Source organism: Nocardia rhizosphaerihabitans (assembly GCF_014646295.1).
Classification (GTDB): Bacteria; Actinomycetota; Actinomycetes; order Mycobacteriales; family Mycobacteriaceae; genus Nocardia; species Nocardia rhizosphaerihabitans.
The window spans coordinates 408,825-432,698 of sequence record NZ_BMNE01000006.1 but is presented as its reverse complement, the minus strand read 5'-3'; the positions used below and the strand labels follow the sequence as shown (position 1 = coordinate 432,698).

At 68.5% G+C, this 23,874-nt stretch carries 26 protein-coding genes and 1 tRNA gene; 9 read left to right on the top strand and 18 right to left on the bottom strand.

The annotated features are described in order from the left end of the window. Window positions 1-182: 182 nt before the first annotated feature. Window positions 183-2,003, top strand: coding sequence for a TerD family protein (locus IEY60_RS26390; RefSeq protein ID WP_189033162.1), 1,821 nt, complete (start codon window positions 183-185; stop codon window positions 2,001-2,003). Here the strand turns inward: IEY60_RS26390 and IEY60_RS26385 are convergent. Then, window positions 2,000-2,290: a hypothetical protein gene (locus IEY60_RS26385; protein WP_110040221.1), complete on the bottom strand. Its 291-nt coding sequence runs from the start codon at window positions 2,288-2,290 to the stop codon at window positions 2,000-2,002. The two genes, IEY60_RS26390 and IEY60_RS26385, sit on opposite strands and share 4 nt — an antisense overlap. 204 nt (window positions 2,291-2,494) lie before the next feature. On the opposite strand from IEY60_RS26385, the gene IEY60_RS26380 reads away from it, so the two are divergent. Beyond that, a complete protein-coding gene (locus tag IEY60_RS26380; protein ID WP_110040220.1) occupies window positions 2,495-2,767 on the top strand; it encodes a hypothetical protein in 273 nt (90 codons plus the stop codon). 170 nt (window positions 2,768-2,937) lie between these two features. On the opposite strand, the gene IEY60_RS26375 is transcribed toward IEY60_RS26380, so the two are convergent. The 7 genes from IEY60_RS26375 to IEY60_RS26345 form a co-directional block, all read right to left on the bottom strand. Then, on the bottom strand, window positions 2,938-3,426 hold the full coding sequence (locus IEY60_RS26375) for an FBP domain-containing protein (RefSeq protein ID WP_189033161.1): 489 nt from the start codon (window positions 3,424-3,426) through the stop codon (window positions 2,938-2,940). A gap of 83 nt (window positions 3,427-3,509) precedes the next feature. Continuing rightward, window positions 3,510-4,751 carry a vWA domain-containing protein gene (locus tag IEY60_RS26370; RefSeq protein ID WP_189033298.1) on the bottom strand — a complete coding sequence of 414 codons (1,242 nt, stop codon included), beginning with the start codon at window positions 4,749-4,751 and terminating at the stop codon, window positions 3,510-3,512. 75 nt (window positions 4,752-4,826) lie between these two features. After that, entirely contained in the window at window positions 4,827-5,447 is a 621-nt protein-coding gene (locus IEY60_RS26365; RefSeq protein WP_189033160.1) for a response regulator transcription factor, read from the bottom strand. Beyond that, the gene (locus IEY60_RS26360; protein ID WP_229740129.1) at window positions 5,444-6,586 is read right to left on the bottom strand and encodes a sensor histidine kinase; all 1,143 of its coding nucleotides are present in this window, start codon (window positions 6,584-6,586) and stop codon (window positions 5,444-5,446) included. Before IEY60_RS26360 ends, IEY60_RS26365 begins: the two co-directional genes overlap by 4 nt. After that, a complete protein-coding gene (locus tag IEY60_RS26355) occupies window positions 6,583-7,386 on the bottom strand; it encodes an ABC transporter permease (protein WP_189033158.1) in 804 nt (267 codons plus the stop codon). Before IEY60_RS26355 ends, IEY60_RS26360 begins: the two co-directional genes overlap by 4 nt. Next, a complete protein-coding gene (locus IEY60_RS26350; protein WP_189033157.1) occupies window positions 7,383-8,324 on the bottom strand; it encodes an ABC transporter ATP-binding protein in 942 nt (313 codons plus the stop codon). The genes IEY60_RS26355 and IEY60_RS26350 overlap by 4 nt, the downstream gene beginning before the upstream one ends. A 108-nt stretch (window positions 8,325-8,432) precedes the next feature. After that, complete coding sequence (locus IEY60_RS26345) at window positions 8,433-8,669, bottom strand: hypothetical protein (protein ID WP_189033312.1); 237 nt, start codon at window positions 8,667-8,669, stop codon at window positions 8,433-8,435. Here IEY60_RS26345 and IEY60_RS26340 point away from each other — a divergent pair. Next, window positions 8,664-9,236, top strand: a complete 573-nt coding sequence (locus IEY60_RS26340; RefSeq protein ID WP_229740128.1) for a TetR/AcrR family transcriptional regulator — start codon at window positions 8,664-8,666, stop codon at window positions 9,234-9,236. The two genes, IEY60_RS26345 and IEY60_RS26340, sit on opposite strands and share 6 nt — an antisense overlap. Window positions 9,237-9,240: 4 nt before the next feature. Here IEY60_RS26340 and IEY60_RS26335 read toward each other — a convergent pair whose 3' ends face one another. Next, on the bottom strand, window positions 9,241-10,260 hold the full coding sequence (locus IEY60_RS26335; protein WP_189033155.1) for an aldo/keto reductase: 1,020 nt from the start codon (window positions 10,258-10,260) through the stop codon (window positions 9,241-9,243). A 127-nt stretch (window positions 10,261-10,387) separates the two neighbouring features. On the opposite strand from IEY60_RS26335, the gene IEY60_RS26330 reads away from it, so the two are divergent. The 3 genes from IEY60_RS26330 to IEY60_RS26320 all read left to right on the top strand — a co-directional run bounded on the left by IEY60_RS26330 (window position 10,388) and on the right by IEY60_RS26320 (window position 13,068). After that, the gene (locus tag IEY60_RS26330; protein ID WP_189033154.1) at window positions 10,388-10,969 is read left to right on the top strand and encodes a TetR/AcrR family transcriptional regulator; all 582 of its coding nucleotides are present in this window, start codon (window positions 10,388-10,390) and stop codon (window positions 10,967-10,969) included. Window positions 10,970-11,010: 41 nt separating this feature from the next. Continuing rightward, window positions 11,011-11,769, top strand: a complete 759-nt coding sequence (locus tag IEY60_RS26325) for an ATP-grasp domain-containing protein (RefSeq protein WP_189033153.1) — start codon at window positions 11,011-11,013, stop codon at window positions 11,767-11,769. A 93-nt stretch (window positions 11,770-11,862) separates the two neighbouring features. Beyond that, window positions 11,863-13,068, top strand: a complete 1,206-nt coding sequence (locus IEY60_RS26320; protein ID WP_189033152.1) for an NAD(P)/FAD-dependent oxidoreductase — start codon at window positions 11,863-11,865, stop codon at window positions 13,066-13,068. Between the two features lie 34 nt (window positions 13,069-13,102). Here the strand turns inward: IEY60_RS26320 and IEY60_RS26315 are convergent, their stop codons facing one another. Beyond that, a complete protein-coding gene (locus IEY60_RS26315) occupies window positions 13,103-13,927 on the bottom strand; it encodes an alpha/beta fold hydrolase (RefSeq protein WP_229740127.1) in 825 nt (274 codons plus the stop codon). Window positions 13,928-14,014: 87 nt separating this feature from the next. On the opposite strand from IEY60_RS26315, the gene IEY60_RS26310 reads away from it, so the two are divergent. Further along, window positions 14,015-14,608 (top strand): TetR/AcrR family transcriptional regulator, encoded by a 594-nt coding sequence (locus tag IEY60_RS26310; protein ID WP_229740126.1) that lies wholly within the window; start codon window positions 14,015-14,017, stop codon window positions 14,606-14,608. 66 nt (window positions 14,609-14,674) lie between these two features. Here IEY60_RS26310 and IEY60_RS26305 read toward each other — a convergent pair whose 3' ends face one another. Beyond that, the gene (locus IEY60_RS26305; RefSeq protein WP_189033150.1) at window positions 14,675-15,259 is read right to left on the bottom strand and encodes a GrpB family protein; all 585 of its coding nucleotides are present in this window, start codon (window positions 15,257-15,259) and stop codon (window positions 14,675-14,677) included. A gap of 777 nt (window positions 15,260-16,036) precedes the next feature. Next, window positions 16,037-16,110, bottom strand: a tRNA-Ile gene (locus IEY60_RS26300). 106 nt (window positions 16,111-16,216) lie between these two features. Between IEY60_RS26300 and IEY60_RS26295 the strand changes: the two genes are divergently transcribed. Next, window positions 16,217-16,657: a nitroreductase family deazaflavin-dependent oxidoreductase gene (locus tag IEY60_RS26295; RefSeq protein ID WP_189033149.1), complete on the top strand. Its 441-nt coding sequence runs from the start codon at window positions 16,217-16,219 to the stop codon at window positions 16,655-16,657. A 187-nt stretch (window positions 16,658-16,844) separates the two neighbouring features. On the opposite strand, the gene IEY60_RS26290 is transcribed toward IEY60_RS26295, so the two are convergent. Beyond that, window positions 16,845-17,849: a zinc-binding dehydrogenase gene (locus IEY60_RS26290; protein WP_189033148.1), complete on the bottom strand. Its 1,005-nt coding sequence runs from the start codon at window positions 17,847-17,849 to the stop codon at window positions 16,845-16,847. A 90-nt stretch (window positions 17,850-17,939) separates the two neighbouring features. Beyond that, window positions 17,940-18,299, bottom strand: coding sequence for a hypothetical protein (locus IEY60_RS26285; RefSeq protein ID WP_189033147.1), 360 nt, complete (start codon window positions 18,297-18,299; stop codon window positions 17,940-17,942). A 74-nt stretch (window positions 18,300-18,373) separates the two neighbouring features. Between IEY60_RS26285 and IEY60_RS26280 the strand changes: the two genes are divergently transcribed. Then, on the top strand, window positions 18,374-18,877 hold the full coding sequence (locus tag IEY60_RS26280; RefSeq protein ID WP_189033146.1) for a UCP032817 domain-containing protein: 504 nt from the start codon (window positions 18,374-18,376) through the stop codon (window positions 18,875-18,877). A 4-nt stretch (window positions 18,878-18,881) separates the two neighbouring features. Here IEY60_RS26280 and IEY60_RS26275 read toward each other — a convergent pair whose 3' ends face one another. The 4 genes from IEY60_RS26275 to IEY60_RS26260 all read right to left on the bottom strand — a co-directional run bounded on the left by IEY60_RS26275 (window position 18,882) and on the right by IEY60_RS26260 (window position 23,820). Continuing rightward, window positions 18,882-20,654: an SDR family oxidoreductase gene (locus IEY60_RS26275; protein WP_189033145.1), complete on the bottom strand. Its 1,773-nt coding sequence runs from the start codon at window positions 20,652-20,654 to the stop codon at window positions 18,882-18,884. Window positions 20,655-20,686: 32 nt separating this feature from the next. Continuing rightward, window positions 20,687-21,793 carry a PDR/VanB family oxidoreductase gene (locus IEY60_RS26270; RefSeq protein ID WP_189033144.1) on the bottom strand — a complete coding sequence of 369 codons (1,107 nt, stop codon included), beginning with the start codon at window positions 21,791-21,793 and terminating at the stop codon, window positions 20,687-20,689. After that, window positions 21,790-22,692, bottom strand: a complete 903-nt coding sequence (locus IEY60_RS26265) for a metal-dependent hydrolase (RefSeq protein ID WP_189033143.1) — start codon at window positions 22,690-22,692, stop codon at window positions 21,790-21,792. The genes IEY60_RS26270 and IEY60_RS26265 overlap by 4 nt, the downstream gene beginning before the upstream one ends. Window positions 22,693-22,824: 132 nt before the next feature. Beyond that, complete coding sequence (locus IEY60_RS26260; protein WP_189033142.1) at window positions 22,825-23,820, bottom strand: YdcF family protein; 996 nt, start codon at window positions 23,818-23,820, stop codon at window positions 22,825-22,827. Window positions 23,821-23,874 lie beyond the last annotated feature (54 nt).

Here is a 23,874-nt window from a genome sequence, read left to right as displayed (position 1 = left end):
CCTCGAGGAGGGGCAGGCCGACGCAGTCGGCCGTCGCGGCCGTCCCGTCGGGCAGGCGCCGTTGCGTAGGCGACGAAGGAGCAAGCAACGGTGCCTGACCGACGGGACAGAAGGGGCCGCGACCTCGAGCGCGCCAGCGCTCCAACAACACTGTCAGACCGGCATGACATCATGCGAGCACCATGGAACTACGCAAGGGCGCGCACGCGCCGGTCCCGACATCGCTTCTCGCCGTGGTTCTTTCATGGCGGTCGGCGCATACCGTCGATGCGCATGCACTGCTGGTCACCGAGTCGGGGCTGGTGCGCGGCGATCGGGATTTCGTGTTCTTCAACGCGCCGCGGCATGCCTCGCAGGCGGTGACGCTGGATCAGGAGCCCGCGCCGGGGACCGCGCGGTTGAGTGTGTCGCTGCCGCGGACCGAGGCGGAGGTGGCGCGCATCGTCGTCAGCGCGTCGCTCGACGAGGGCACGTTCGATCAGCTCACCGATCTCACCCTGACCGTGCATGCCGCCGACGGTCCGGTCGCCCAGTTCGCGCTGGACGGCATCGAGGACGTGCAGGCGATGATGTTCGGGGAGTTCTACCGGCGCGACGGGCAGTGGCGGTTCCGCGCGATCGGCCAGGGGTGGTCCGGTGGGCTGGCCGGGCTGGCCACCGAGTTCGGCGTCACCGTCAACGAGCCGAACGCAGGACAGCCTGGTGCCGACCGATCGGGAACCCCCGCGCGGTCGACCTCGGTACGGCAGGCGTCGTCACGCACCGCCGATCGTGCGGAGTTCGCCCGGGTACCGCACGGCGACACGACGTCGACTGCGGCCGAGTTCTCCGACGACAACACCGCCGCCGATCCCGGCACCCACGCGCACACCGGGCGCTCGCCCTCGCGCCCACCTGCCCTCACCCGCCGCGTCATCGATGTCCCGCCACCTCCACCGCCGAACCCGGAACTGGCCGACTGGCATCCCGACCCGCAGGTCCCCGGGCAATTGCGCTGGTGGGACGGCGACGAATGGACGACGAGCACGCGCCCGCACATCCAGGATCACCGTGTCCGCTGCCCCCGCTGCGGCAACCCGCTGCGCCGCAAGATCTTCGGCGGACACGGCCAGTGCCGGTCGTGCGCGGGCGAGGTGGAGGAATTCCTCACCCACTGGCGCAACCGGGCCCGGCGGGTGCTCACCGGCCCCGGCACCCTGTCCGAGGACTGGCTCGAGGTGTGGGCGGCCTTGCGCTACCAGCGCATCGACGAAGAGCGCGGACGCGCGGTGCTGCGCGAGGCCGGCCTGACCCAGGTGGAGCGGATGGTCGCCTTCGCCTTCGCCGACGGCGAGGTGTTCGCCGACGAACTGGACGCGTTCGAGCACGTGGTGAGCGAACTGGCCCTGTCCGGCCCGATCGTCGACGACCTGCGCCGCCGGATGCATCGCGGCCGCACCCTGTCCCGGCTACGCGCCGGCGAACTGCCCACCATCGACACTCCGGGCCTGCACCTCGACCCCGAGGAGCGGGTGCACCTTGACCTGCCCGCCGTGCACATCAGGATGCTCGCGCGCGGCCCGCGCAATACCGAGGGCCGGTTGATCGGCAGCTCCAAGAAGCTGCGCTTCGTCGGCGACGGCACCGGCATCGAACTGCCGTGGAACCGGGTGGTTTCCGTGCACCCCGAGCACGGCACCGTGGTGCTGGCCGCGACCTCGGCGCGTGGCGGCGCCACCTTCGGAGTGACCGATCCCGACTATGTGGCCGCCGCGCTGGAAGGTGCGCTGCGCGTGGCGAAACGCCTGGTCCTGACGCCGGGACAGCGCGACAGCCGCAGCATCCCGCAGGACGTGAAAGCCCAGGTGTGGCAGCGCGACGGTGGTCGCTGCGTCGAGTGCGGTGACGGCCACTACCTGGAGTTCGATCACATCATCCCGCTCAGCCGCGGTGGTGCGACGAGCGCGGCGAACCTGCAGATCCTGTGCCGGGCCTGCAATCGCGCCAAAGGCGCCCGGATCTAGCCGAGGATCGCGTTCATGATGGTGCCACCGCTGGTGGCCACCACGCCGCCGATCATCGCGCCCGCGATCATCTTCGGCGACTCCATGGCGCTGCCGTTCCACTTCTCCCAGGCGAACTTTCCACCCGCGACGGTGATGGCCAGCACACCGGACAGGATCATGAACCACGTCAAGTACTGGACCATTTGCATGATCTTGTCCGACAGTGGCGGCGCCTCGGGCGTAGGGTTGCCGACCTGCGCGAACGTCGTGACAGTCTCGGCCATCGACGTCAGGATGATGCTCATAGCCTGCTCCCCTTTTCGCGTGATGCGAACTGCGTTCCAGCACTGTCGTATTCGGACGAGTCCAGGATAGGGGCGCGAACCCCCAGCACGCCAACAAAACCGATCGGTCCGCTGCGGGTGGGCGGCTGCGGCACCCGATTCGACCGGATAACATCAGCGTCAGCAGTTCATCGCCGTTCCCCCGAGTACCGAGTGAGAGCAAACATGATTCTGGCCGCCGTCACCGATACCTTGGCGCAGATCGGCAATCCGACTCCCGAAGCACCCCCGATGTCGGACAAGATCTTGCAGCTGGTGCGTTACTTCACCTGGTTCATCCTGCTGTCGGGCGTCATCGCCATCACCTACGCGGGCGGCAAGTTCGCCTGGGAGAAGTGGACCGGCGGCGGTCTCGAGTCCCCGAAGATGATCGCCGGCGCGATGATCGGCGGCGCGGTCGCCACCAGCGCGGGCACCATCATGAACGCCATGCTCTGATCCCTGTCCGCTCGGCACGGTCCGGGACATTCCCGGGCCACCTCGACCGGCAAGGCACCCGACGACCCGAGTTCTGTTGTCCAGCAGGAGAACTCGGGTCGTCTGGCGTGCGGGGTCTCGAGTGTCGGCACATGGCAGCTACCTCCTTTCCGTGTGGCGAGGCGAAGGGGCTAGGTGTAGAGGCGGTCCAGGAAGGCGTGGAGGTTCTCGCGCACCCGCTGCGCCTTCTCCTCCGGCGTCAGGTCCTCGCGATACCGGCTACCCAGCGCGGGCCGCTTCTTGTTGCGGGCATACAGCGAGCAGGCCAAATCGGTGCAGAGATAGCTGCCGACCGTATTGCCGCGCCGTCCCGATTCCCCGGCCTTGTTCGCGGTCATCAGCGAGACACCCCCGCCGGTGTGGGTGGTCAGGCAGAACGCACACATCTGCGTCTTGCCCGATCCGCCGGTCTCGTGCCGCAGCGCGACACCGACCAGTTCGCCGTCCCGCGGCACCGCGAGATAGCAGCGCCCCGGATACGACGGGTCGGTCCAGCCGAGGAAGTCGAGATCGTCCCAGGGACGAGCATCGAGGTCACGCGGCACGGACAGCCGTTTGGCGTCCCCTTTCGAACAGTTGACGAACGACGACCTGATGTCGCGTTCGGTGACGGGTTCCATGAAGTGTCCTTTCGGTGTGTCGGTCACAAACGGTAGACACGCTAACGATGTCCCGTAAGCACTGACAACCGAGTTTTTCTCCGCTACGAGCTGACGATCCCCGCGGTGCGGGCGGCGCGCAGCCAGTCGGGGAATTCGCCGAGCAAGCGGCGGTAGAGTTCGGCGTCGTCGACCTGGTCGATGTCATCGAGGGCGAAGAAGCCCGCGTTGTCGACGGCGCGGCCGTCGAGTTCATCCAGAGTGCGCAGGACGCCGAAGTTGGCCTTGCCGAGGCCGATGAACTGCCAGAAGGCGGGCAGTTCGGATGCTTCCCGCATGAGCGCGGCGATCTCGCGTTTCTTGGCGAAGCCGCCGTCGGTGAAGAACAGCACGAGGGTCGGTGCGGCGCCGGGTGCGAGGGTGTCGATGACGGCGCGCATGACCGGCAGTTCGTCGTTGCGGCCGCCGATGCCGTCGTAGTCGATGCCGTCGTGGGTGCCGGTCAGGTGGAGGTAGGTCTGAGCCCACTGTTCGCCGCCCGCGACGGTGATGTCGGGGAGTTTGGCGAAGGTCAGGGCGTAGAGGTAGGCCTCGAGGGTGCCGTCGTCGTCGAGCTGGGTGGCGACGGGGATCATCCGCTCCACCACGCGGTGCACGGTGCCGCCGCGATACAGCTTCTGCATGCTGCCGGTCTTGTCGATCACCAGCACCACGCGCGCCCGCGTGCCGAACGCGCTCTTGTCGATGAGCACCTTCGCGACCTCGTGCTTGCGCAGGTCCAGCTTCTGCCGTTTCTCGAAGGACAGCGCCGCTTCTCCGGGAACGGTCCGAATCTCGGGCTGGGCCACTACTTCCGGCTCGTCGTCGACGCGCACCCCGTGGTCGGTGACCAGATCCGCGAACCCACCGGCATACCCCTGCCCGACGGCCCGCACCTTCCACTGCTCGCCGCGTCGATAGAGTTCGAGTGCGATCACCACCGACTCCCGATCGAGACCGTCGATCACATACTCGTACAGCACATTTCCCGCGGTATCAGCCACCGATGCCACCGGCGGCGCCGAACCGCCGAACGTATCCCCTTCTGCCGCAACGGTGATCACCGCGCGAATCTGCTCGATCTCGGCGGGCACGCCGCCGGGCGACACCGTGAGCATCGCCCCACTCAGCCGAACCCCCGGCGCCTGAGGCTGATTGAAGAACACGAAGTCGGCGTCGGACCGCACCTTCCCTGCCCCGGTCACCAGCAGCGCCGACAGATCCGCCGCCACCCCGCCCCGCACGGTCAGCACCACCTCCGGCTGCGTCAACCCCGCGTTCTGCCCCTTCGCCAGCGCAGCCGCCACCGCCACTCCCTCATCCGTCCGCCGTAATGCACCACACCTTAGGCGCAGCGACCGGCGCGGGCAGCGCGATCCGCGCTAGATCCAGCCCTTCTCCCTGGCTTTGAGGGCGGCTTCGTAACGGTTGGAGACGCCGAGCTTGCTCATCGCCGACGACAGGTAATTGCGGGTGGTGCCCGGCGACAGGTGCGCGCGCCGGGCGATGTCGTCGACGGACGCGCCGTCGGCGGCGAATTCGAGCACGTCGGCCTCACGGGCGGTGAGCACGGTGTCGCCCGCGCTTATGGCCTCTGCGGCCAGTTCCGGGTCCACGTAGCGGCCGCCGTTGTGGACGGTGCGGATCACCTCCGCCAGGGTCGCTGCCGAAGTGGTCTTGGGTAGGAAGCCGCGCACACCGGCCGACAGCGCGCGCTTGAGATAACCGGGCCTGCCGTGACTGGTGACGATGAGGGTGCCCGCGCCCGGTGTGATCCGCTGGAGCTCGACGGCGGTGTCGATGCCGTCGATCCCCGGCATCTGCAGGTCGATGACCGCCACCGCCACCGGCTCGCTCGCCTCGACGCGACGTCGCCAGAGGTCGACCAGTTCCGTCCCGGAGCCCACGTGCGCGACGACCTCCAGGTCGGCCTCGAGGTCGAGCATCGTCGCCAGTGCGGCGCGGATGAGGGTCTCGTCGTCGGCGAGGTAGACCGGAATCACATCTTCTCCCAGTGGATTTCGAGGACGAACTCGTCGCCGGTCGCGGTGACGTCGAGGGTCGCGCCGACCGCGGCGAGCCGCTCGGCCAGTCCACGCAGCCCGGAGCGTTCACCGCTCGCGCCGTGCGGGTTGTCGTTGCGCAGCGACATGCCCGCACTGCCGAGCGCCAGCGTCGCGACCGTCGCCGCGGAGTGCTCGACGATATTCGTCGTGCCCTCCCGCACCACCCAGGCCGCGACTTCGTGGAATTGCGGCGGCACCTTGGCCGCGTCACCCTCGACGACGAGCTCGCAGCCCACCGCCGACAGCAGCGAACGCGCCCCGGCCACCTCGCCCCGCAGATCGATATTGCGGTAGCCGCGCACCAATGTGCGCATCTGTCCCATCGACTCGACCGCGAGAACCCGCACGGCCTCCATCTCCGCCACCGCCCGCTCCTGATCCCCGGAACGCGACAGTGCCACGGCCAGTTCGCTTTTCACCGCGATCGCCGAGAACCCGCGGCCGACGACATCGTGCAGGTCGCGCGCGAATCGCAGTCGTTCCTCGGCGACCTGCAGTTCGGCTTCGACGAGCTTGGCGCGGTCGAGCTCGTCGATGATGCCCAGCCCCCATACGGTCAGCAGCGTCATGGCGACGGCGAGGGTCCCGCTGAACAGCAGCGCCGCAACGGCTTTCACTGCGGACCCCGGCGACTCGGCGAAGACCACCGCCGTGGCCACGCCGACGCCGACCAGAATCCACCACTTGTACCGGGCGAACGGGATGATCGAGAACATCGCGAGCAGCGCCGCGACCAGTCCCACCATGCGCGCGTTGCCGAGAGTCGCCTCCTCGGTAGCCAGCTGGGCGATCACCCCGCTGATCGCCCACAGCACAGCCAGAATCGCGGTGGCGAGCGGCAGCATCCACGGCCGCGCCACCACCCCGCGAATCGTGGCGAAGTCGGGTTGGGCCTCCACCGCCATGATGGCCGCGATCCCGCCGACGACGATCGCGGGTACCGACGGCGCCGCGCCCGCGCTGATCGCCATCGCGATGACCACCACGGCGATGGCCGCCTGGAACGTGAACCGCGAGTACAACCGGAACTTGGTCGCGCTCGACAGCTCATGCCACCAGGCGGTCCAGCGGCTCACCCGCGATCGTCCCAGCGGAAGCTCTTGCGGGTCAGCGCGAGCGCCAGGACGGTCCATATCGCCAGTGTCGCAAACGGGCGGCCCGATTCGGTGACGGCGCCGGCGAAGCTCAGCACCGCGTCGGAGTCCGCGGCCGCCGCCGTCTTGCCGGACGCACCGAGGAAGACCAGGTCGGAGACCGCGGCGAACGGTGTCCAGTCGGCGAGCGCGGCCAGCCGGTCGGGCAAGGAGTTGCGGATCGAGGCGAGGCCGACCATGGCGAGGGTCATCACCGGCAGCGAGGTGATCTGGGCGGCCTCGGCGTTCTTGGTGACCGCGCTGGTGGCCAGCGCGAGCAGCGAGAAACAGCCGATCCCGCCCACGAGCGCCAGCACCATCAGCACCGGATTGACCGGCGCGGGCGCGCCACTGCCGTAAACGGCCACGGAGACCACCGCGGTGCACGCGAGGGTGACCAATACGCCTGGCACCGCGGGGGCGGACTGGATCTGCCAGTCGGCGGCCTCGCCGGTGCGCAGCCGCTTCAGTACGCCCTCACTGCGACGCGTCGTCACCATCGACAGCACCGAGTAGTACTGCACGAACATCAATGCCATGAGCGCGAGCAATTCGAAGGTGATCGCCGCCATCGCGGCCGTCGGCTCGGCGTCCTTGCGGGCGATGAAGTAGATGACCAGCGGGATCCCGACCGGGAACAACGTCGCCATGTAGACGAGAGTCTTGTTGCGCCGGAACTGCAACCACTCCGCCTTGGCGAGCGCGGTGAGCGGGCGGGGACGAGGTGCGGTGAGGGTGGTCATCGTCGTGCTCCGATCAGTTCGGGGGTGTTCGGCCGCGCGTCGGCGTCGCCTGCGATGTCGAGGAAGACCGATTCCAGGGAGGCAGCGCGGGCCTCCAGCCCGGCCAACCGAACACCGGCCTCGCGGGCCCAGGCGAGCAGTTCGAACAGGTGGCCCTGCAGGTCGTCGGTGCTGACGGTGACGCGCTCGCGTGCCTCGACGTGCGCACCGCGCAGCTGCGGCACCGGCAGTCCGGGATGGTCGAAGACGATGCGCGCCGGATGGTCGTCGACGATCTCGCGCAGTGTGCCGCGCCGGGCGACGACGCCCTTGCCCATGATGGCGATGCGGTCGGCCAGCGATTCGGCCTCGTCGAGGTAGTGCGTGGTCAGCACCATCGTCACCCCGGCCGCCTTGAGATCGGCGAGCAATTGCCATGTCCTGCGGCGGCTTTCGGGGTCGAGTCCGGTCGTCGGCTCGTCCAGGAACAGCAGTCGCGGCTGACCGAGCAGCGCGCAGGCCATGTCGACGCGGCGCTGCTCCCCACCCGACAGCGAGCCGACCCGCACCTCGGCACGGTCGACCAGGCCGACCTGCGCGAGCACGACCTCGACGGTCGTCGGGTTGCTGCAGGTGCCGCGCCACATCTCGAGCGTCTCGGCGACGGTCAGTTCGGCGGGCAGCCCACCGGATTGCAACATGATGCCGACCTGCGCGCGGACCTGATCGCGGTGCCGCAGCGGGTCCAGGCCGAACACCTCGACCGCGCCGGCCGACGGAGCAGCGAGCCCCTCCAGCAGGTCGAGCGTCGAGGTCTTGCCCGCACCGTTGGTGCCGAGCAGCGCGAAGACCTCCCCCTCGACGATGTCGAGATCCACGCCTTTGACAGCCTCGAAGGCCCGCTCCCCGCGGCCGTAGGTGCGCCGCAGTCCGCGCGCGGAGATGACGATGTCGTTCATCGTGTGCCCCTTTCTCACGCTTCTACGGTCGTCGATGCGGACCCTCGCCAGTAGTACGCGCGATCACCGATTACCGATGAGATCCGCATGGGCAGACGATGACAAAAGTCATCCCGCCCTGCGCAACAGGGCAATGCCGTTCGCGGCGAACCAGATCGTCCACAGCAGCCAGCCGGACAGGCCGATCAGACCGAGCGGACCCTTCTCGTCGATGGCGACCGGCGCGATCATCACGGCGGTGAATTGCAGTGCTGCGGCGAGGAATCCGATCAGCGCATGCCAGCGCGGAATCAGGCCGCCGAGGCGTCCGGCGATCGTCAGGCCGACGAGAACCGAACCTTGCAAGCCCAGGCCACCAGCGTCGAGATCGCCCAGGCCGCGCGCCGCCTGTTCGTCGCCAAGGGCTGGGCCGCGACGACCGTTCGCGAAGTCGCCCGCGAGGCAGGCGTTTCCGTCCCCACCGTGTACTCGGCGTACGGCAACAAGACCGGCCTGGTCCAGGCCATCGTCGACGCCGCGGACCTGTCCGCCGACGCCCCGCGGATGCTGGCCGAACTCGAAGACGCCGCGGGCGACCCACCCCGCCAGCTCGCCGCCATGGCCGGCTACGACCGCCGCCTCTTCGAACGCGCCGCCGACGTGATCGCCCTGGTCCGCGAGGCGGCCCGCACCGAACCCGACCTGGCCACCACCTACACCGACGCCCGCCGCCGCGCCGACGACACCCGCATCCAGGTCTTCACCTCCTGGCCGGAAGGCACCCTCCGCGAAGACCTCACCACCTCCGTCGACATCTACGCCGCCCTGTGCACCATCGACGTCTTCACCACCCTCACCACCGAACGCGGCTGGTCACCGGACCGCGTCGAAACCTGGTGGACCACAACCCTGTCCCGCGAACTCCTCGCCTGAGGAATCAGCGGCGGCGCAGTGCGGCGTCGAGCAGCGACGGTGGGGTGTCGTGCTTTTCTTCGGGAGCAAGGTCGACGCCCGGGGCGACGATGGAGTCGATCGCGTCGAGCACATCGGCGGGCAGCACGGTGTCAGCGGCCGCGAGCTGAGAGTGCAAGTGCGCCATGGTGCGTGGGCCGATGATGGCGCTGGTGACGCCTGGGTGGGCGGTGACGAAGCCGAGGGCGAGCTGGATCACGGTCAGCCCGGCCTGGTCGGCGACCACGGCCAGCTGCTCGACGGCGTTCATCTTGGCTTGATTGGCCGGGATCGCGGTGTCGAAGCGGTGTGGCATGAAGGCCGCACGGCTGGTGACGATCTCGCGGTCGGCGCGGATCGCGCCCGAGAGCCAGCCCGACGCCAGCGGACTCCACACCAGCACGCCGAGCCCGTACTCCTGAGTGACCGGCAGGACGTGGGTTTCGATGCCGCGCTGCAGGATCGAGTAGTTCGGTTGCTCGGTGACATACCGGCTCAGGTGATATTCCCGCGCCGCCCACTGTGCCTGCACGATGCGGTACGCGGGAAATGTCGACGAGCCGAAGTAGCGGATCTTGCCCGCCCGCTGCAGGTCGGTCAGCGCCGACAGCGTCTCCTCGTCGCTGACACTCGGGTCCCAGCGGTGGATCTGATAGAGGTCGATGTGGTCGACGCCGAGGCGGCGCAGGCTGTCGTCGAGCGCGGTCACCAGCCAGCGGCGCGAACCGCCCCGGTGATTGCGTTCCTCCCCCATCGGCATGCTCGCCTTCGTGGCCAGCACGATGTCGTCGCGGCGGCCCGCGATGGCCTTGCCGATCAGTTCCTCCGACTCGCCCTGCCCGTACATGTCGGCGGTGTCGATGAGGTTGATGCCGCCGTCGAGGGCGACGTCGACCATGGCGGTGACCTCGTCCTGCGTGGAATTGCCCAACCGGCCGAAGTTCATCGCGCCGAGCACGAGACTGCTGACCTGCACGCCGGTGCGGCCGAGGCTGCGGTACTGCATGAGTTGCCCCTCTGAGAGCTGTGTGACTTGGTTCAGGTCGCCGGATCTGACATCCTGAATAAACGGAACCACGTTCCGATAATCAACATACGGAACATTGTTCCGCTTGCCAACCCCCGGAGGCATAGTGGCCGACAACGACAGTGCACCCGCGGCGCCCCGCAAGCGCGCCGACGCCCTGCGCAACCAGCAGACCCTGCTCGACGCGGCCGCCGCGGCCTTCGTCGCCTCCGGCGTCGACGTCCCCGTGCGCGATATCGCCGCGGCGGCGGGCGTCGGCGTCGGCACGATCTACCGCCACTTCCCCACCCGCGCGGACCTCATCGTCGCGGTCTACCGCCATCAGGTCGAAGCCTGCGCCGAAGCGGGCCCCGCCCTCCTGGCCGCCAGCGACTCCCCCCACGCCGCCCTCACCGCCTGGATCGATCAGTTCGTCGACTTCCTCGCCACCAAACACGGCCTCGCCGAAGCACTCCAGTCCGACGACGCCGCCTTCGAAACCCTGCACACCTACTTCCTCGACCGCCTCATCCCCACCTGCGCCCAGCTCCTCGAAGCCGCCACAGACGCAGGCGAAATCACCTCCGGCACAGACCCTTACGAGTTCCTGCGCGCGGTCGGCAACCTGTGCATCGGAGCCGGAAGCCACCCCCGCTACAACCCTCGTCGCGTGGTCGCACTCCTGGTGCGGGGATTGCATAATCAGTAATCACCCCACGAACCACGCTGCGGTGGCGAATCATTGGGAAGATGAGGTTCGATGTCGCGTTTCTGCAATACGCCGGCTCGGGTCCGATGCGGCACGAAGAGCGGTTACTCACCGAAGGGCTGAAGCGTCGCGGCATTCCGGTCCGCCACTACAGCATGAAGCGGATCCACCACCGGCAGTTGCCCTTGGGGCCGGACACCTTCATCGCCGGCGACACCGACGCTATGCACGGCGCGATGCGCCAACTGCGCATTCCGGTGCCCGAGCCCGACGACTACCCCGAGGCCCTGCGCGACTACCTCGGGCGCAGAGTGTGGACATCGACCCTGGGCGAGGTCGAGAGCGCACTCGATACCGGTTCGGCGACACCGGTATTCGTGAAACCGGCCGACCGGCGCAAGCGCTTCACCGGAACGGTCTGCTATTCCGAACGCGATGCCATCGCGTGGCACAGCACCAGCCGGCGACGACGGGTCCGATGTTCCGAGGTCGTGGCCTGGCGCACCGAGTACCGCGTCTACGTGATCGACGGACGGATCGTGACCGTCGACCATTACGACGGCGATCGCACCATCACCCTGGACATGGGCGTGGTCGAGTCCGCCGTCGCGGCATACCACCGGACCGCGACCGCGCCGATCGCGCACGGCATCGACTTCGGCGTGCTGGCCGACGGCCGCACGGCCCTGGTCGAAGCTAACGACGGCTACGCCCTCGGCGCCTACGACATCACCGCCGACGACTACACCGAACTCGTCATCCAGCGGTGGAGCGAGCTGCTCGCGAGCTCACGCGCCTGAAGTCGCCTCGCGCAGTGACTCGCGTCACACACTGTCACATCGAGTGGTCCGGTGGCGTCCTATGCCCGAAGCCCTCGAGTGAAGGAGAGACCGATGAGCGAGAAGATCGATGTGGTCGTGATCGGTGGCGGGTACGCGGGTGTGATGGCGGCCAATCGGCTGACGCAGCGGGCCGAGGTGGCGGTGACGGTGATCAACCCGCGAGCACGGTTCGTCGAGCGCATTCGGTTGCATCAGCTGGTAGGTGGGACCGACGACGCGGTCACCGAGTACAGCGAGGTACTGGCGCCGGGTGTGCGACTGATGGTCGATGCGGTGACCGGGATCGACGCGGCCGGGCGCACCGTGACGCTGGCCGGCGGCGACACGATCGGCTACGACTACCTGATCTACGCGGTGGGCAGCGGCAGTGCGGCGCCGCGCGTACCGGGCGCGGCCGAATTCGCCTATCCGATCGCGAGTTTGGAGGAAGCGCAGCGGCTGGCACCCGCGCTCGACGCCACGGCGGCGACGGCCACGGTGACGGTGGTCGGCGCGGGGCCGACCGGGATCGAGACGGCCGCCGAGCTGGCGGAGCAGGGTCGCGCCGTGACGCTGATCTGCGGCGATGTGCTCGGCCCGTACCTGCACGCGCGCGGTCGGCGCGCGGTCGCCAAGCGGCTGACCGCGCTCGGTGTGACGATCCTCGAAGGCCCCGACGCGAAGGTCGTCGAGGTGACCGAGGATGCCGTGCGGCTCAGCGGCGGCCATGCCCTCCGCAGCGCGGTCACCATCTGGACCGCAGGCTTCGGCGTCCCCGACCTGGCGACCCGCAGCGGCCTGCGCACCGACGCCGTCGGCCGCCTGCTCACCGACGAGACCTTGACCAGCATCGACGACGACCGGATCGTCGCGGCGGGCGATTCGGCGGCACCGTCGAACCTGCCGTTCCGGATGAGCTGTCAGGCCGCGGGCCCCTTGGGCGCGCACGCCGCCGACACGATCCTGCACCGGATCACCGACCGGCGCCCCGACCCGATCGACCTGGGCTTCGCTGGTCAGTGCCTCAGCCTCGGCCGCCACGCGGGCGTCTTCCAGTTCGCCGACAAGGACGATGCCGCCAAGTGGTACCACCTCGGCGGCCGCCCCGGCGCGAAGCTGAAGGAGTTCGTGTGCGCCCACACCATCAAGCAACTGGCGACCGAGGCGCGTAAGCCTGGCACGCATACCTGGGCCAAGGGGGACCGGCGTGCGCAGCTGCTGCGGGACCGGACCGACACCGACGCGGCGCGAGCCGCTGCGCCGATCGGGCACGGGTGATCATCCGGCAGATCGGCGACGGTCGGAGTCACCATCACGAGACGGCACACCTAGCCCAGAACTCCTCCACTGCCCGAACGAACTCGTCCGGCCGCTCGAGCGGAAGGAGATAGGCCGCCCCATCGACGACAGCCGCCGATCCCGACGGCAACACAGCTGCGGACGCCCGCGCCTGCTCGGGAGTCCAGTCGGCATGGTCGCTGCCGGTGAGGAACAGCGTCGGCGCCTGAACCGCAGGCAGTGCCGGCGTGAGGTCGCGACGGCGCAGCGAGACCGAGACGATCGCGTTGGCCATCGCGCGCCGGTCCGCCGCGCCGAACTCCTCGCCCACCATCGCGACGGCCGCCGGATCGCTGGCCCACGTGCGCGGTGACAGCAGCACCTTGCTCAGGATGTCGATCAGGAACCGAGCCGGGCCGAGGAGGCGGTAGAGCACGAGCAGCAGTCGCGTCCGCTGTCGCCCCTTCCACGTGTACGCGCGCACGGGCGTGCCCGCGGTGACGAGCGTACGAACGAGTTCGGGGTGCCCGGCGGCGACGAGGATGCCCACATGACCACCCCACGCGTTCCCGACCCAGTCGACGGGCACATCGACGCCGAGCCGGTCGAGCACCTGGACCGCGGCCTCGGCACATTCTCCTTGCGTGTACCGGCGACCGCAGTCGCCGCTCGTGCCGTGTCCGGGACCCGTGACGATGACGAGCCGGCGATCGCGGGCCAGCGCGGGCTCGACGCGCACCCAACTGCGGCTGTCGACGAACAGGCTGTGCCAGAGGACAGCGGGCGGGAGCATGCCGTCCGGGTCCGTGTCACGCACGGCCAGCGGGCCGACGGTTGTCTCGATGATCTGCTCGGACATCGCTGCCATCCTTCGATTGACAGTGTCAACCTTAGATACAGTATCGACCGGTAGATTGACACTGTCAACCACGACGGAAGGTGCTCTGTGTCAGCGAACGCGACGCTGCGCGATCGGCTCATCGCGACCGCCCTGGATCTCCTCCGCGACGAGCCTCCGGAGACATTGAGCATCCGCAAGGTGGCACAAGCCCTCGGCACCAGCCATCAGGCCCCGTATGTGCACTTCGGCGACCGTCGTCGCTTCCTCGCTGCCGTAGCGGGCGCTGGACTCGCGCAAGCCGCGGCCGATGCCGAGACCGCGGTAGCCACCGCGGGGCCCTCCCCGGAGGACCGGCTGCGCGCCCTCGTGCGCGCCTACGTCGGCTTCGTCGATACGCGGCCCCACGTGCACGCACTCGCATTCGGCCCACTCGTCGCGATGAGCGACGATCCCGTCCTGCTCACCGCCGCGACCCGATATTGGACCGTCCTGTCGACCACCGTCGCCGCCAACCAGCCCGCCGGGGTGGACGAAGACGAAGTGGCACGCAGGACCGCGATGATCTGGGGGACGGTGCACGGAATCGCCGGACTGGCCGCGGCAGGCAAGATCCCGATCGGCGTCCCCGCCGATCGAATCACCCTGCTGGACAATGCCGTTCACGCGATGCTGACAGGTTGGCGCATCGGGGAACCATAGATTTGCGCAGGTCGAACGGGAACTCGCGCGAAGACCGTGGCGCTCGAAGCGTTCGCACCGGAGGGCTCAACCTCGCTGGGCTCGGCGCAGGATTTCCTCGACGACATCACTCTTGGCGTTGGCGTAGTGCTGCACGAACTTCCAATCGTGTTGACCGAGTTCCCGTTTGATCCGCTCGTAGTAGACCCGGTCCTCGTCATGAGTGCGAAGCCAGTCGCGGAAGGCGAGTATCCGCTCGATCTCGACGGCGCCTAGTTCTGGGGAGAAAACGTGCAGGTTGACGCTCCATGGTGCACCGTTCTCTGTCCGCCGGATAAGGCAGCGGTGTTGAAGCCAGTTCGGTTCCCGGATGCGCAGCGTGTACCCGGCAGCCTCGAGAGCAGGAATGTAGGCGTCCTCATCGGCGGTGTCCGGGACGACCAACAGGATGTCGATAACCGGTTTCGCCGCGAGCCCGCGCACAGCGGTCGAGCCGGTGTGCTCGATGCGCAAGACCAGCACGCCCAGTGCCGCTCGGATTGCTGCTTCCTCTTCCGAGTACCAGATCGGCCATCCAGGGTTGTAATCCTCGATGACCACTTTGACCGCGTACGGTTCCAGCTCGCCGATGGTCGCGGCGGTGATCTCATCATCAGAGTCCAAGGTCGCCACACATCACCCTAACCGGAGAACAAGCGAGGGCACCCTGCCCTTCCGGGAGTGCCCGGTTCGGGTTCCCTGGTCGGCTTGCTCGCCAGAGGGCTTGCACGTGTGGTCTTCCCAGCTCCCCCGGACCACCGAGCAGGGCAGCGATCTTGCCTGCGGGCACCGCCAGGTCCACTGCCGTGGGCACTTCCTCGCTCCATCGTCCGGTATCGACATGAACTGTGAGGCTTCGCAATTCAGCGCTCGGGGCGGCAGTCTTCCTGACGAGAGGCAAGGGGCGAGGTGCTGGAGCAGACTGTAGCCCTTCGGAAAGTTGGTGCGCCGTGGCATGGTCACCGTGTGCCATGGGGTGACGGGGTGCTTCATCACGTGCAGGTGGGATGTCCGGCGGGCAGCGAGGATCGGCTTCGAGAGTTCTACGGGGGTGTTCTGGGCTGGATCGAGTTGCCGAAGCCCCCGCTGCTGGCGGCGCGCGGTGGATGCTGGTTCCGCGTGCCAGGGGTTGGAGGTCCAGACAGTGAGCTGCATGCCGGGGTGGAGGAGGACTTCCGCCCCGCGCGAAAGGCGCATCCGGCGTTCGTGGTCGATGTGGACGCGACGGCTACAGCGTTGAGCACCGCCGGGTTTCCGGTTGTGTGGGCTGATCCCGCCGAGATTCCTGGTCGGCGCCGGTTCCATAGCCATGACTCCGTCGGCAACCGGCTCGAGTTTCTGGCCCCAGACGGTCACTGAGTGGGCGTCCGGGATGATCCGGATGTTGCCCATCGAGCTTCCCGGGGGAAGTGGGGCGGGTGGGGCTCGAACCCACGACCAGCGGATTATGAGTCCGCGGCTCTAACCGACTGAGCTACCGCCCCTGGTCGCGGGTGTCCGCGAACGAGTCGCATGGTACCCGGTGGGTGCGCGGTTGACCACTTGGCGAGCCGGGTGGCGAGGTACGGCGGGGCGGGCGAGGATGGGGGCATGACCGACATCTTCGTGCGGGTTCTGCGGGGGCATCAGTGGGTGTACGAGCACAGCGGTGGGCTGGTGGGGCACCGGTTGTTGTTCGGGAATCCGACCTTGTTGTTGCGGACGGTGGGGCGTAAGACCGGGCAGGCGCGGACCTCGGCGTTGACCTACGCCGAGGACGGCGCGGACTTTCTGGTGACCGCGTCGAACGGCGGGTCGCCGCGACCGCCGGGGTGGCTGGCGAATGTGAAGGCGCAGCCGGAGTGTGAGATCCAGGTGGGGACGCGCAAGGTCGCCGTGACAGCGCGGGCGACCTACCCGGACGATCCGGACTACGCCCGGCGATGGGAGCTGGTGAACGCAGTCAACGGCGACCGGTACCGCGGCTATCAGACGAAGACGCGGCGACCGATCGCCGTGGTGGTACTGCAACCGAAAACCGAGGAAGGCTAAGCCTTTTCGACCTTCGGTCGGCGTGCGCGTGCCCGCTTCTCACGGTCACGCCGCTCCATACCGCTCGGGTTGCTGGCCAGCCTGATCACCCCGCCGACCAACAAGAGAACCGCAACTATCACCGCAACGACAATAATTCCCTGCACAGTATGAACTTATCGCGTATTCCCTTGCGGCGCACTATAAGTTACAATGACGCGCCGATCGTCAACAGAGTACGACCGAGTGCCGATCGGCTCTCGATCGCCGAGTGCGCCTGTTCTACCTGGTCAATCGGAAACGTCTGTCCGATAACCACTTCCAGCCTTCCCGCGACGACATCGGCCTGCGCGCGGCGAGCGAGGGCGGACCAGTCGACCTCGCCGGCGACGATGTCGAACAGTCCGAGCACCGTGACCCCGCGGGCGGCAGCAGCATCCGCGTCCACTGTCGCGAACTCCCCTGCCGCGGAGCCGTATCCGAGGAAGAGCCCCTTGTCGGCAGCAGCGGTCAGCGCCTGGCCGCCGATGGTCCCACCCGTCCCGTCGAACACGACATGGGCTCCCCCACCGGTGATCTCGCGGACCTGCTGCTCCCAGTTGTCGATCGAGTAGTCGACGGCAGCGGTCGCGCCGAGTCGTTCCGCGAGGGCGAGTTTGTCGACTCCCCGCGCCGCCGCGACCACCTTGGCGCCCGCCGCCACCGACAGCTGGATGAGCAGGGTGCCGAGCCCGCCTGCCGCCGCGGTGATCAGCACCCACGAATCCGGTTGTACGGCAGCATGATCGAACACCGCCAGCGCGGTGCGACCGTCGTGGGCGAGCGCGACGGCCTGCTGCGTGCTCAGCCCGTCGGCGATCTCGAGCAGTGTCTCGGCCTTGGCGAGCGACTTCTCGGCATAGCCGCCGGTCGGCACACCGCCGCCGATACCGCTGGCGGCGGTCTGGGTGACCACGCGCTTGCCGACCCAGCCCGGATCGACCTCGGCGCCGACCACGGAGACGACACCGCCGATCGCGCCGCCGGGCACATACGGCGGGCTCAGCGGGAAGAAGTCCTGGCCCCAGCCACTGCGCAGCCGGGTGTCGAGGAACATCACGTCGGCGACCTCGACGTCGACGACCACCTCGGCCGGACCCGGTTGCGGCGCAGGGAGTTCCCGCATCTCGAGCACTTCGGGACCACCGAATTCCTTGACCTGCACCGCACGCATCGCGACTCCTTCGTGGTGTTCACTGGACGCGTCCAGCATGGAACCTCGAGCGGAGTTCAGGTCAAGGGCGATGCGACGTGGGTCACACGTTCACGAGCCGCCGCCACAGCTACTTCCGCCGCCACAACTGCTGCTACTTCCGCCGCTGCAACTACTGCTGCTCCCACCACTACAACCACTGCTGCTCGAGCCCCCGCCACAGCTGGGGCTGCTCCCGCCGCCACAGCCGCTGGTCGAACCGCCACCGCAGCTGGATCCGTGACCGTGCGGCCCCGGCGACCCGTCGAACAATCCGTAACTGCCCGCCGACCCGGCCAGCCAGCTCTGATCGACGTACCCCTGATTGTTGCGGGGCGGGCTCAGCTTGCGGATCAGTACCACGATGGTCGTGACCAGCACCGCGACACCGATCACCAGAAACGCGAGCACGATCACCAGCATCGAAAGCATGTCTGCAGGCTAGCCGCCTCGGCCGTCCCCGGCAGCACCTACAGGCGACCACCCAGGGGGCTTACAGTGAATTCGTGGCGCTTTCGTTCCTTCGACGCGGTCAGCGACCGATCGACCTCACCGCGGTCGATCGCACGGTCGCCGACCTGCACTTCCCCGACGCGATCTTCAAGACCTGCCCCTGGCAGCCACGCGAGCTGGTGGAATCCGGTCTGCGCCAATGGTTGCGCTGTTGCGGCGCGGCGATGCGCGACGACCAGGTGATCGGCATGCCCTCGCACGCGGTCGACGAGGCCTGGCACGGGTTCATCCTGTGCACCCAGCTGTACGCGAAGTTCTGCACCGAGGCCTACGGCCGGTTCCTGCATCACTTCCCCGACGGCGCGGGCGACAGTGCACCCGACCACGGGTCGATGATCGAACAGCTGGGCCGCACCGTGGTGGCATGGTCGCTGGTGGCGCGACCGGACGAAGAGTGCGTGCTGTGGGACCTCGACCGCAAGGTCGGGGTCGAGCAGCCGTGGGGCGTGGACGCCCGGCACGTCGCCGCCGTGGAGGAGCAACTGCGCCGGGCGTGACCGCCTAGACCAGCTTCATCCGGCGCGCCGCGAACCGCACCGCGCCGGGCGCGATCCGGTTGATCCGGTACTGCACCCACGACTCCGGCGTCACCGGCACGATCTCGCGGCCGCTGCGCACCGCCTTCACGATCTGCGCCGCGACCCTGTCGGGGGTGTAGCCGCGCCGTTCGTAGAGCTTGTCGAACTTGCGCTGGGCGGCGGCCTCCTCCTCCGCGGACACACCCGAAATACGGGTGGTGGCAACGATATTGGTGTGCACGATGCCGGGGCACACGGTCGACACCGAGATGCCGCGATCGGCCAGTTCCGCGCGCAGGCAGTCGGAGAACATGAACACCGCCGACTTGCTGGTGGCATAGGCGGCCATGTCCCGCTGCGGGCTGTAGGCGGCCATGCTGGACAGGTTCACGATGTGCCCGCCGAGGCCGCGCTCGGCCATCGCGGCGCCGAAGGCACGGCAGCCGTTCACCACACCGCCGAGGTTTATCCGCAGCACCCGGTCGAACTCCTCGGGCGGAGTGTCGAGGAAGCTGCCCGCCTGGCCGACGCCGGCGTTGTTGATCAGGATGTCGGGCACGCCGTGTGCGGCGATCACCGCGTCCGCGTGCTCACGCACCGCGTCCCCGTCCGACACGTCGAGCGAATAGGAGTGCGCGACACCATCTTCGGCGACGATGAGCTCGGCGGTCTCCTTGGCCGCGTTCTCGTTGACGTCGGAGATCACCACCTCGGCGCCGAGCCGGGCGAAGGCCAGCGCGGTCTCGCGGCCGATGCCGCTGCCGCCGCCGGTGATCACGACCAGCTTGTCGTCGAATTCCTTCCGGCTGCGGCCGACTTCGGCGCGCGCCAGACCGCGGGGCACATCGCCGCTTCCGAGCGCGTCGATGAGTTCGGTGGTGGCAGTGGCCAGCAATTCCGGATGCGAGAACGGCATCCAGTGTCCGGCGGGTACGTCACGACGCCACAGTCGCGCGGTCCACTTGTGGGAATCGTCGTAGCCGGCTGGGCGCACGGCGACGTCGCGTCCGGCGACGATCAGCTGCACCGGGACCTCGGTGCGGCGCTCGCGCGGCGACAGCATGCGCTGGGCGATGTTCGCGCGGTAGATGAGCAGCCCGTCGACCATGTCGCGCCGGAACGTGGGCCCGAGTACGACGTTGGCGGGCGAGGTGTCGTTCATGAGGGCGACGGCCCGCTGCCACACCTTCTCGGTGCCGATGGCGTTGAAGGTGGCACGCGGCAGCACCGGGGTCATGAAGAACGCGGTGTAGGCCGAGGACAGCGCCTGGGTCACCGGCTGCCAGATGTTGCGCGGGCTCGGCCGCGAGAGCCGATCGCGTGTCCAGGCGGCCAGGTGATCGAGGTTCGGGCCGGACACCGAGGTGAACGAGGCGATCCGCTCGGTGGCCTGCGGCTCGCACACGGCCTCCCACACCTGCACCGAACCCCAGTCGTGGGCGAGCACGTGGACGGGACGGTCGGGGCTCACCGCGTCGATGACCGCGTAGAAGTCGCGCGAGAGTTCCTCGAGCCGGAAGTCGGCGGTGCGCTGGGTACGGGTGGACTCGCCGTGGCCGCGGGTGTCGTAGGCGACGACGTGGAAGCGTTCGGCGAGCCGCGGAATCACCTTGTCCCACAGGTGATGGGTGTCGGGCCAGCCGTGCACGAGCACGACGGTCTCGGCCGCGGCGTCGCCGTATTCGAACACGGCGAGCTGGAAATCACCGTTGCGGACGGTGCGCCGGTTCGCGGCCGGTGTGGTCTCGACAGTCATATCTCTTCGGACTCCTTGTCCTGGAATCGAACTCACAGGTCGAGCACCAATCGCTCACCGTGCGAACGGGATACGCAGGCGAGCATTTCACCTGCGGCGTGGTCGTCATCGGAGAGTGTGTTTTCCCGATGGTCGGGGTTGCCTGCCAGCACCCTGACCACGCACGTGCGGCAGAAGCCCTGCCTGCACGAGTACGGCTGGTCGGGGCGGGTGTCGAGGATGGCGTCGAGCGCGCTGCGGTCGGCGGGCACCTCGATCACCGCACCGGTGGAGGCGAACTCGATCTCGAACGCGGTGCCGTCGACGATCGGCGGCGGCGAGAACCGTTCGAAATGCAGTTCCACCTCGGGCATCGTGCGCACCGCGGCGACGATCGCCGAGGTCATCGGGGTGGGGCCACACGAGTACACGGCGGTGCCCGCGCCGACGCCGGGCAGCAGCGCCGCCGCGTCGGGCAGGCCGTATTCGTCGTCGGTGCGCACGGTCACGTGCTCGCCGAAGCTCTCCAGCTCGGCCAGGAACGGGATGGTGTCGCGGGAGCGCCCGGTGTAGACCATCGTCCAGGGCACCCCGAGCCGGTGGGCGAGCCGCGCCATCGGCAGGATCGGGGTGATCCCGATGCCGCCCGCGACGAAATGCAGTCGCTGCGCGGGCGAGCCGTGGCCCGGCACGGCGAACGGGAAGGCGTTGCGCGGGCCGCGGACGATGAATCGGCTGCCGACCGGCAGTTCGTCGTGCACCTCGAGCGAACCGCCGCCGCCCTCGGGGATGCGGCGCACCGCGATCCGGTAGGCGTGCGCGTCAGCGGGGTCACCGCACAGCGAGTACTGGCGCAGCCGGCCCGAGGGAAGCTCGAGATCCAGGTGCGCGCCGGGCCGCCACGCGGGCAGCTCCCGGCCGTCCGGCGACTCCAGGCGCAGGCTCACCACATCCTGGTCGTGCGCGACGACCCGGCGCTCGGTGACGACCACCGGGAACCGGCGATCGTCGACGCGCGGGCGCAGATCGCGGCGATTGACCAGGGCGCTCCAGCTCAACCGGGCCGACGCGATCGCGTGCAGCACCCTGGTGCCTGGATCGTGCCGGTGTTTGCCGTAGAGGTCGCCCGGCAATGCCTGGGGTATGTCGCGCACGGTCACGAAGCGGCCGCCCGCGCGGCGGGCGACTGCGCGAGGTAGGCGACGGCCTGCGCGGTCGAGCCGACATTCTCCGGGCTGTAGCCGGGCTGGAAGGTCGACAGCGCGCTGATCAGCAGCGACGGGATGCCGGGGAGCGCACCGCGCCACATCGCGGCCAGGACCTCGGCGATGACCCGCGGGTAGCCGTGATCGGGCAGTCGCGGATCCTGCTGCACCAGGAACTTCGCACCGCGCACCACCAGGGCGATGAAGATCGGGAACACCAGCACCATCGAGGCGCAGCGGCGCACGTAGCCGACGCCGAAATATTCGGCGACATCGTGGGCGACGTTGCGATGCTCGACTTCCTCGGCGCCGTGCCAGCGGAACAGGTCGGCCATGCGCGGGTCGGCGCCGAACTTCTCCAGGTCGACGTTGATCACCCAGTCGCCGAGCCAGGCGAAGAAGTGCTCGAGGCAGGCGATGAACGCGAGCCGTTCGACCAGCATCTGCCGTCCGGCGCGGTCGTCGCCGCCACGGGGGCCCAGCGTCTTGCGGAACAGGTATTCCATCTGCCGCACATAGGGACTCGCGTCGATGCCGTTGGCCGTGAGCACGTCGCGCAGGACCTTCTCGTGGGTCTCCGCGTGCATGGATTCCTGCCCGATGAAACCGAGCATGTCCTCGCGCAGCTTCTCGTCCTTCACGTAGGCCAGCGCCTCGCGATAGGTCACGATGAACATGCGCTCACCCTCGGGCAGCAGCATGTTCAGCGCGCTGATCAGGTGTGACGCGTACGGTTCGGCCGACATCCACTGCAGGTCGACGCCCGACCAGTCGAAGGTCACATTGCGAGCGTGCAGAGCGACCTTGCCGGGATCCACCTCCGGTCGCCGTGCTGCTCGGCGAAGTAACTTCATCGGTACTCCTCGTCCTACCGCGCGATACTCCTTCGAGCGCCAGGCGCGACGGTGCGCCGGTCGTGCGGTAGGCCAATCATACATGTACGTAGTATTCGAAGTAACACCTAATTTGGTCGCGTTTCGCCGAAATCATGACGCGACAAGCACCACGACCGGCAGCGCGGCCAGTACCGCGCAGACGGCGATATTGAGCCGTTTGTGCTCGGCCAGCACGCCGACGAACTCCCGCAGCAGCGCGCTCGGCAGGTAGTACCGCGCCGTCGGCGCGCCGGTGACCTGCGCGTCGAGCCCGACCGAACGGGCAAGCAGCGCGGTCCGCAGCACGTGGAAGTTGCTGGTCACCAGCAGGATGTTGTGTTCGATCCCCTGCCGGGCGAGCAGATGCTTGCTGAACAGCAGGTTCTCGCGGGTGGTGGTCGACCGGTCCTCGGGCAGCACGTCCCCGGCGGGCACGCCGTACTCGGCGAGATAGCTGGTCATGGCCGCGGCCTCGGAGACCTTCTCGTCGGAGCCCTTGCCGCCGCTGGGCACCAGCAGCGGGGTGCGGCCGTGCGCGCGGTCGGTGTGCCAGATGCCCAGCGCCCGGTCGAGCCTGCTGGCCAGCAGCGGCGGCACCCGGTCACCCAGCAGACCCGAGCCGTGCACGACGATCGCGGCGGCGCCGTCGGTGCGGGTCGCCATGCCGTAGACCACCGAATAGAGCAGGAACGAGAGCAGCACGAAGCCCAGGTAGGACGCGACGAGGACGACGGCGAGCAGCAGCGCGCCGAGCACCTTCCACTCGGCGAGCACGGCCAGGACCAGCAGCACGTAGGGCACCAGCAAGGCGACACCGAGCGCCGCGGAGAGCAGGTTGGCCACGCGCAGACCCTCCCGGTGCAGCATCACCGCCCCGTTGACGATCAGCAGTCCGGCCAGGACCAGCACGAGTAGCGGCGACAGGGCGAGCACGAGCGCGACCAGCACTTCCGGCCCAGCCCCTGCCGCGCCCGAGGCGACCAGCGCACCGCCGGCGCACAGCAGGCCGAGCAGCAACAGCACCCCGTTGCCGAACCGCCGTCGCTCCTGACGGAATCGCAGCGCGAACACACCGAGCAGAACCACACCGATCACCAGCAAGATCACCGGGCCCACCCTATCCGGCTATCCACCGGCAACCGCGGTTCGGCGGCGGTGATG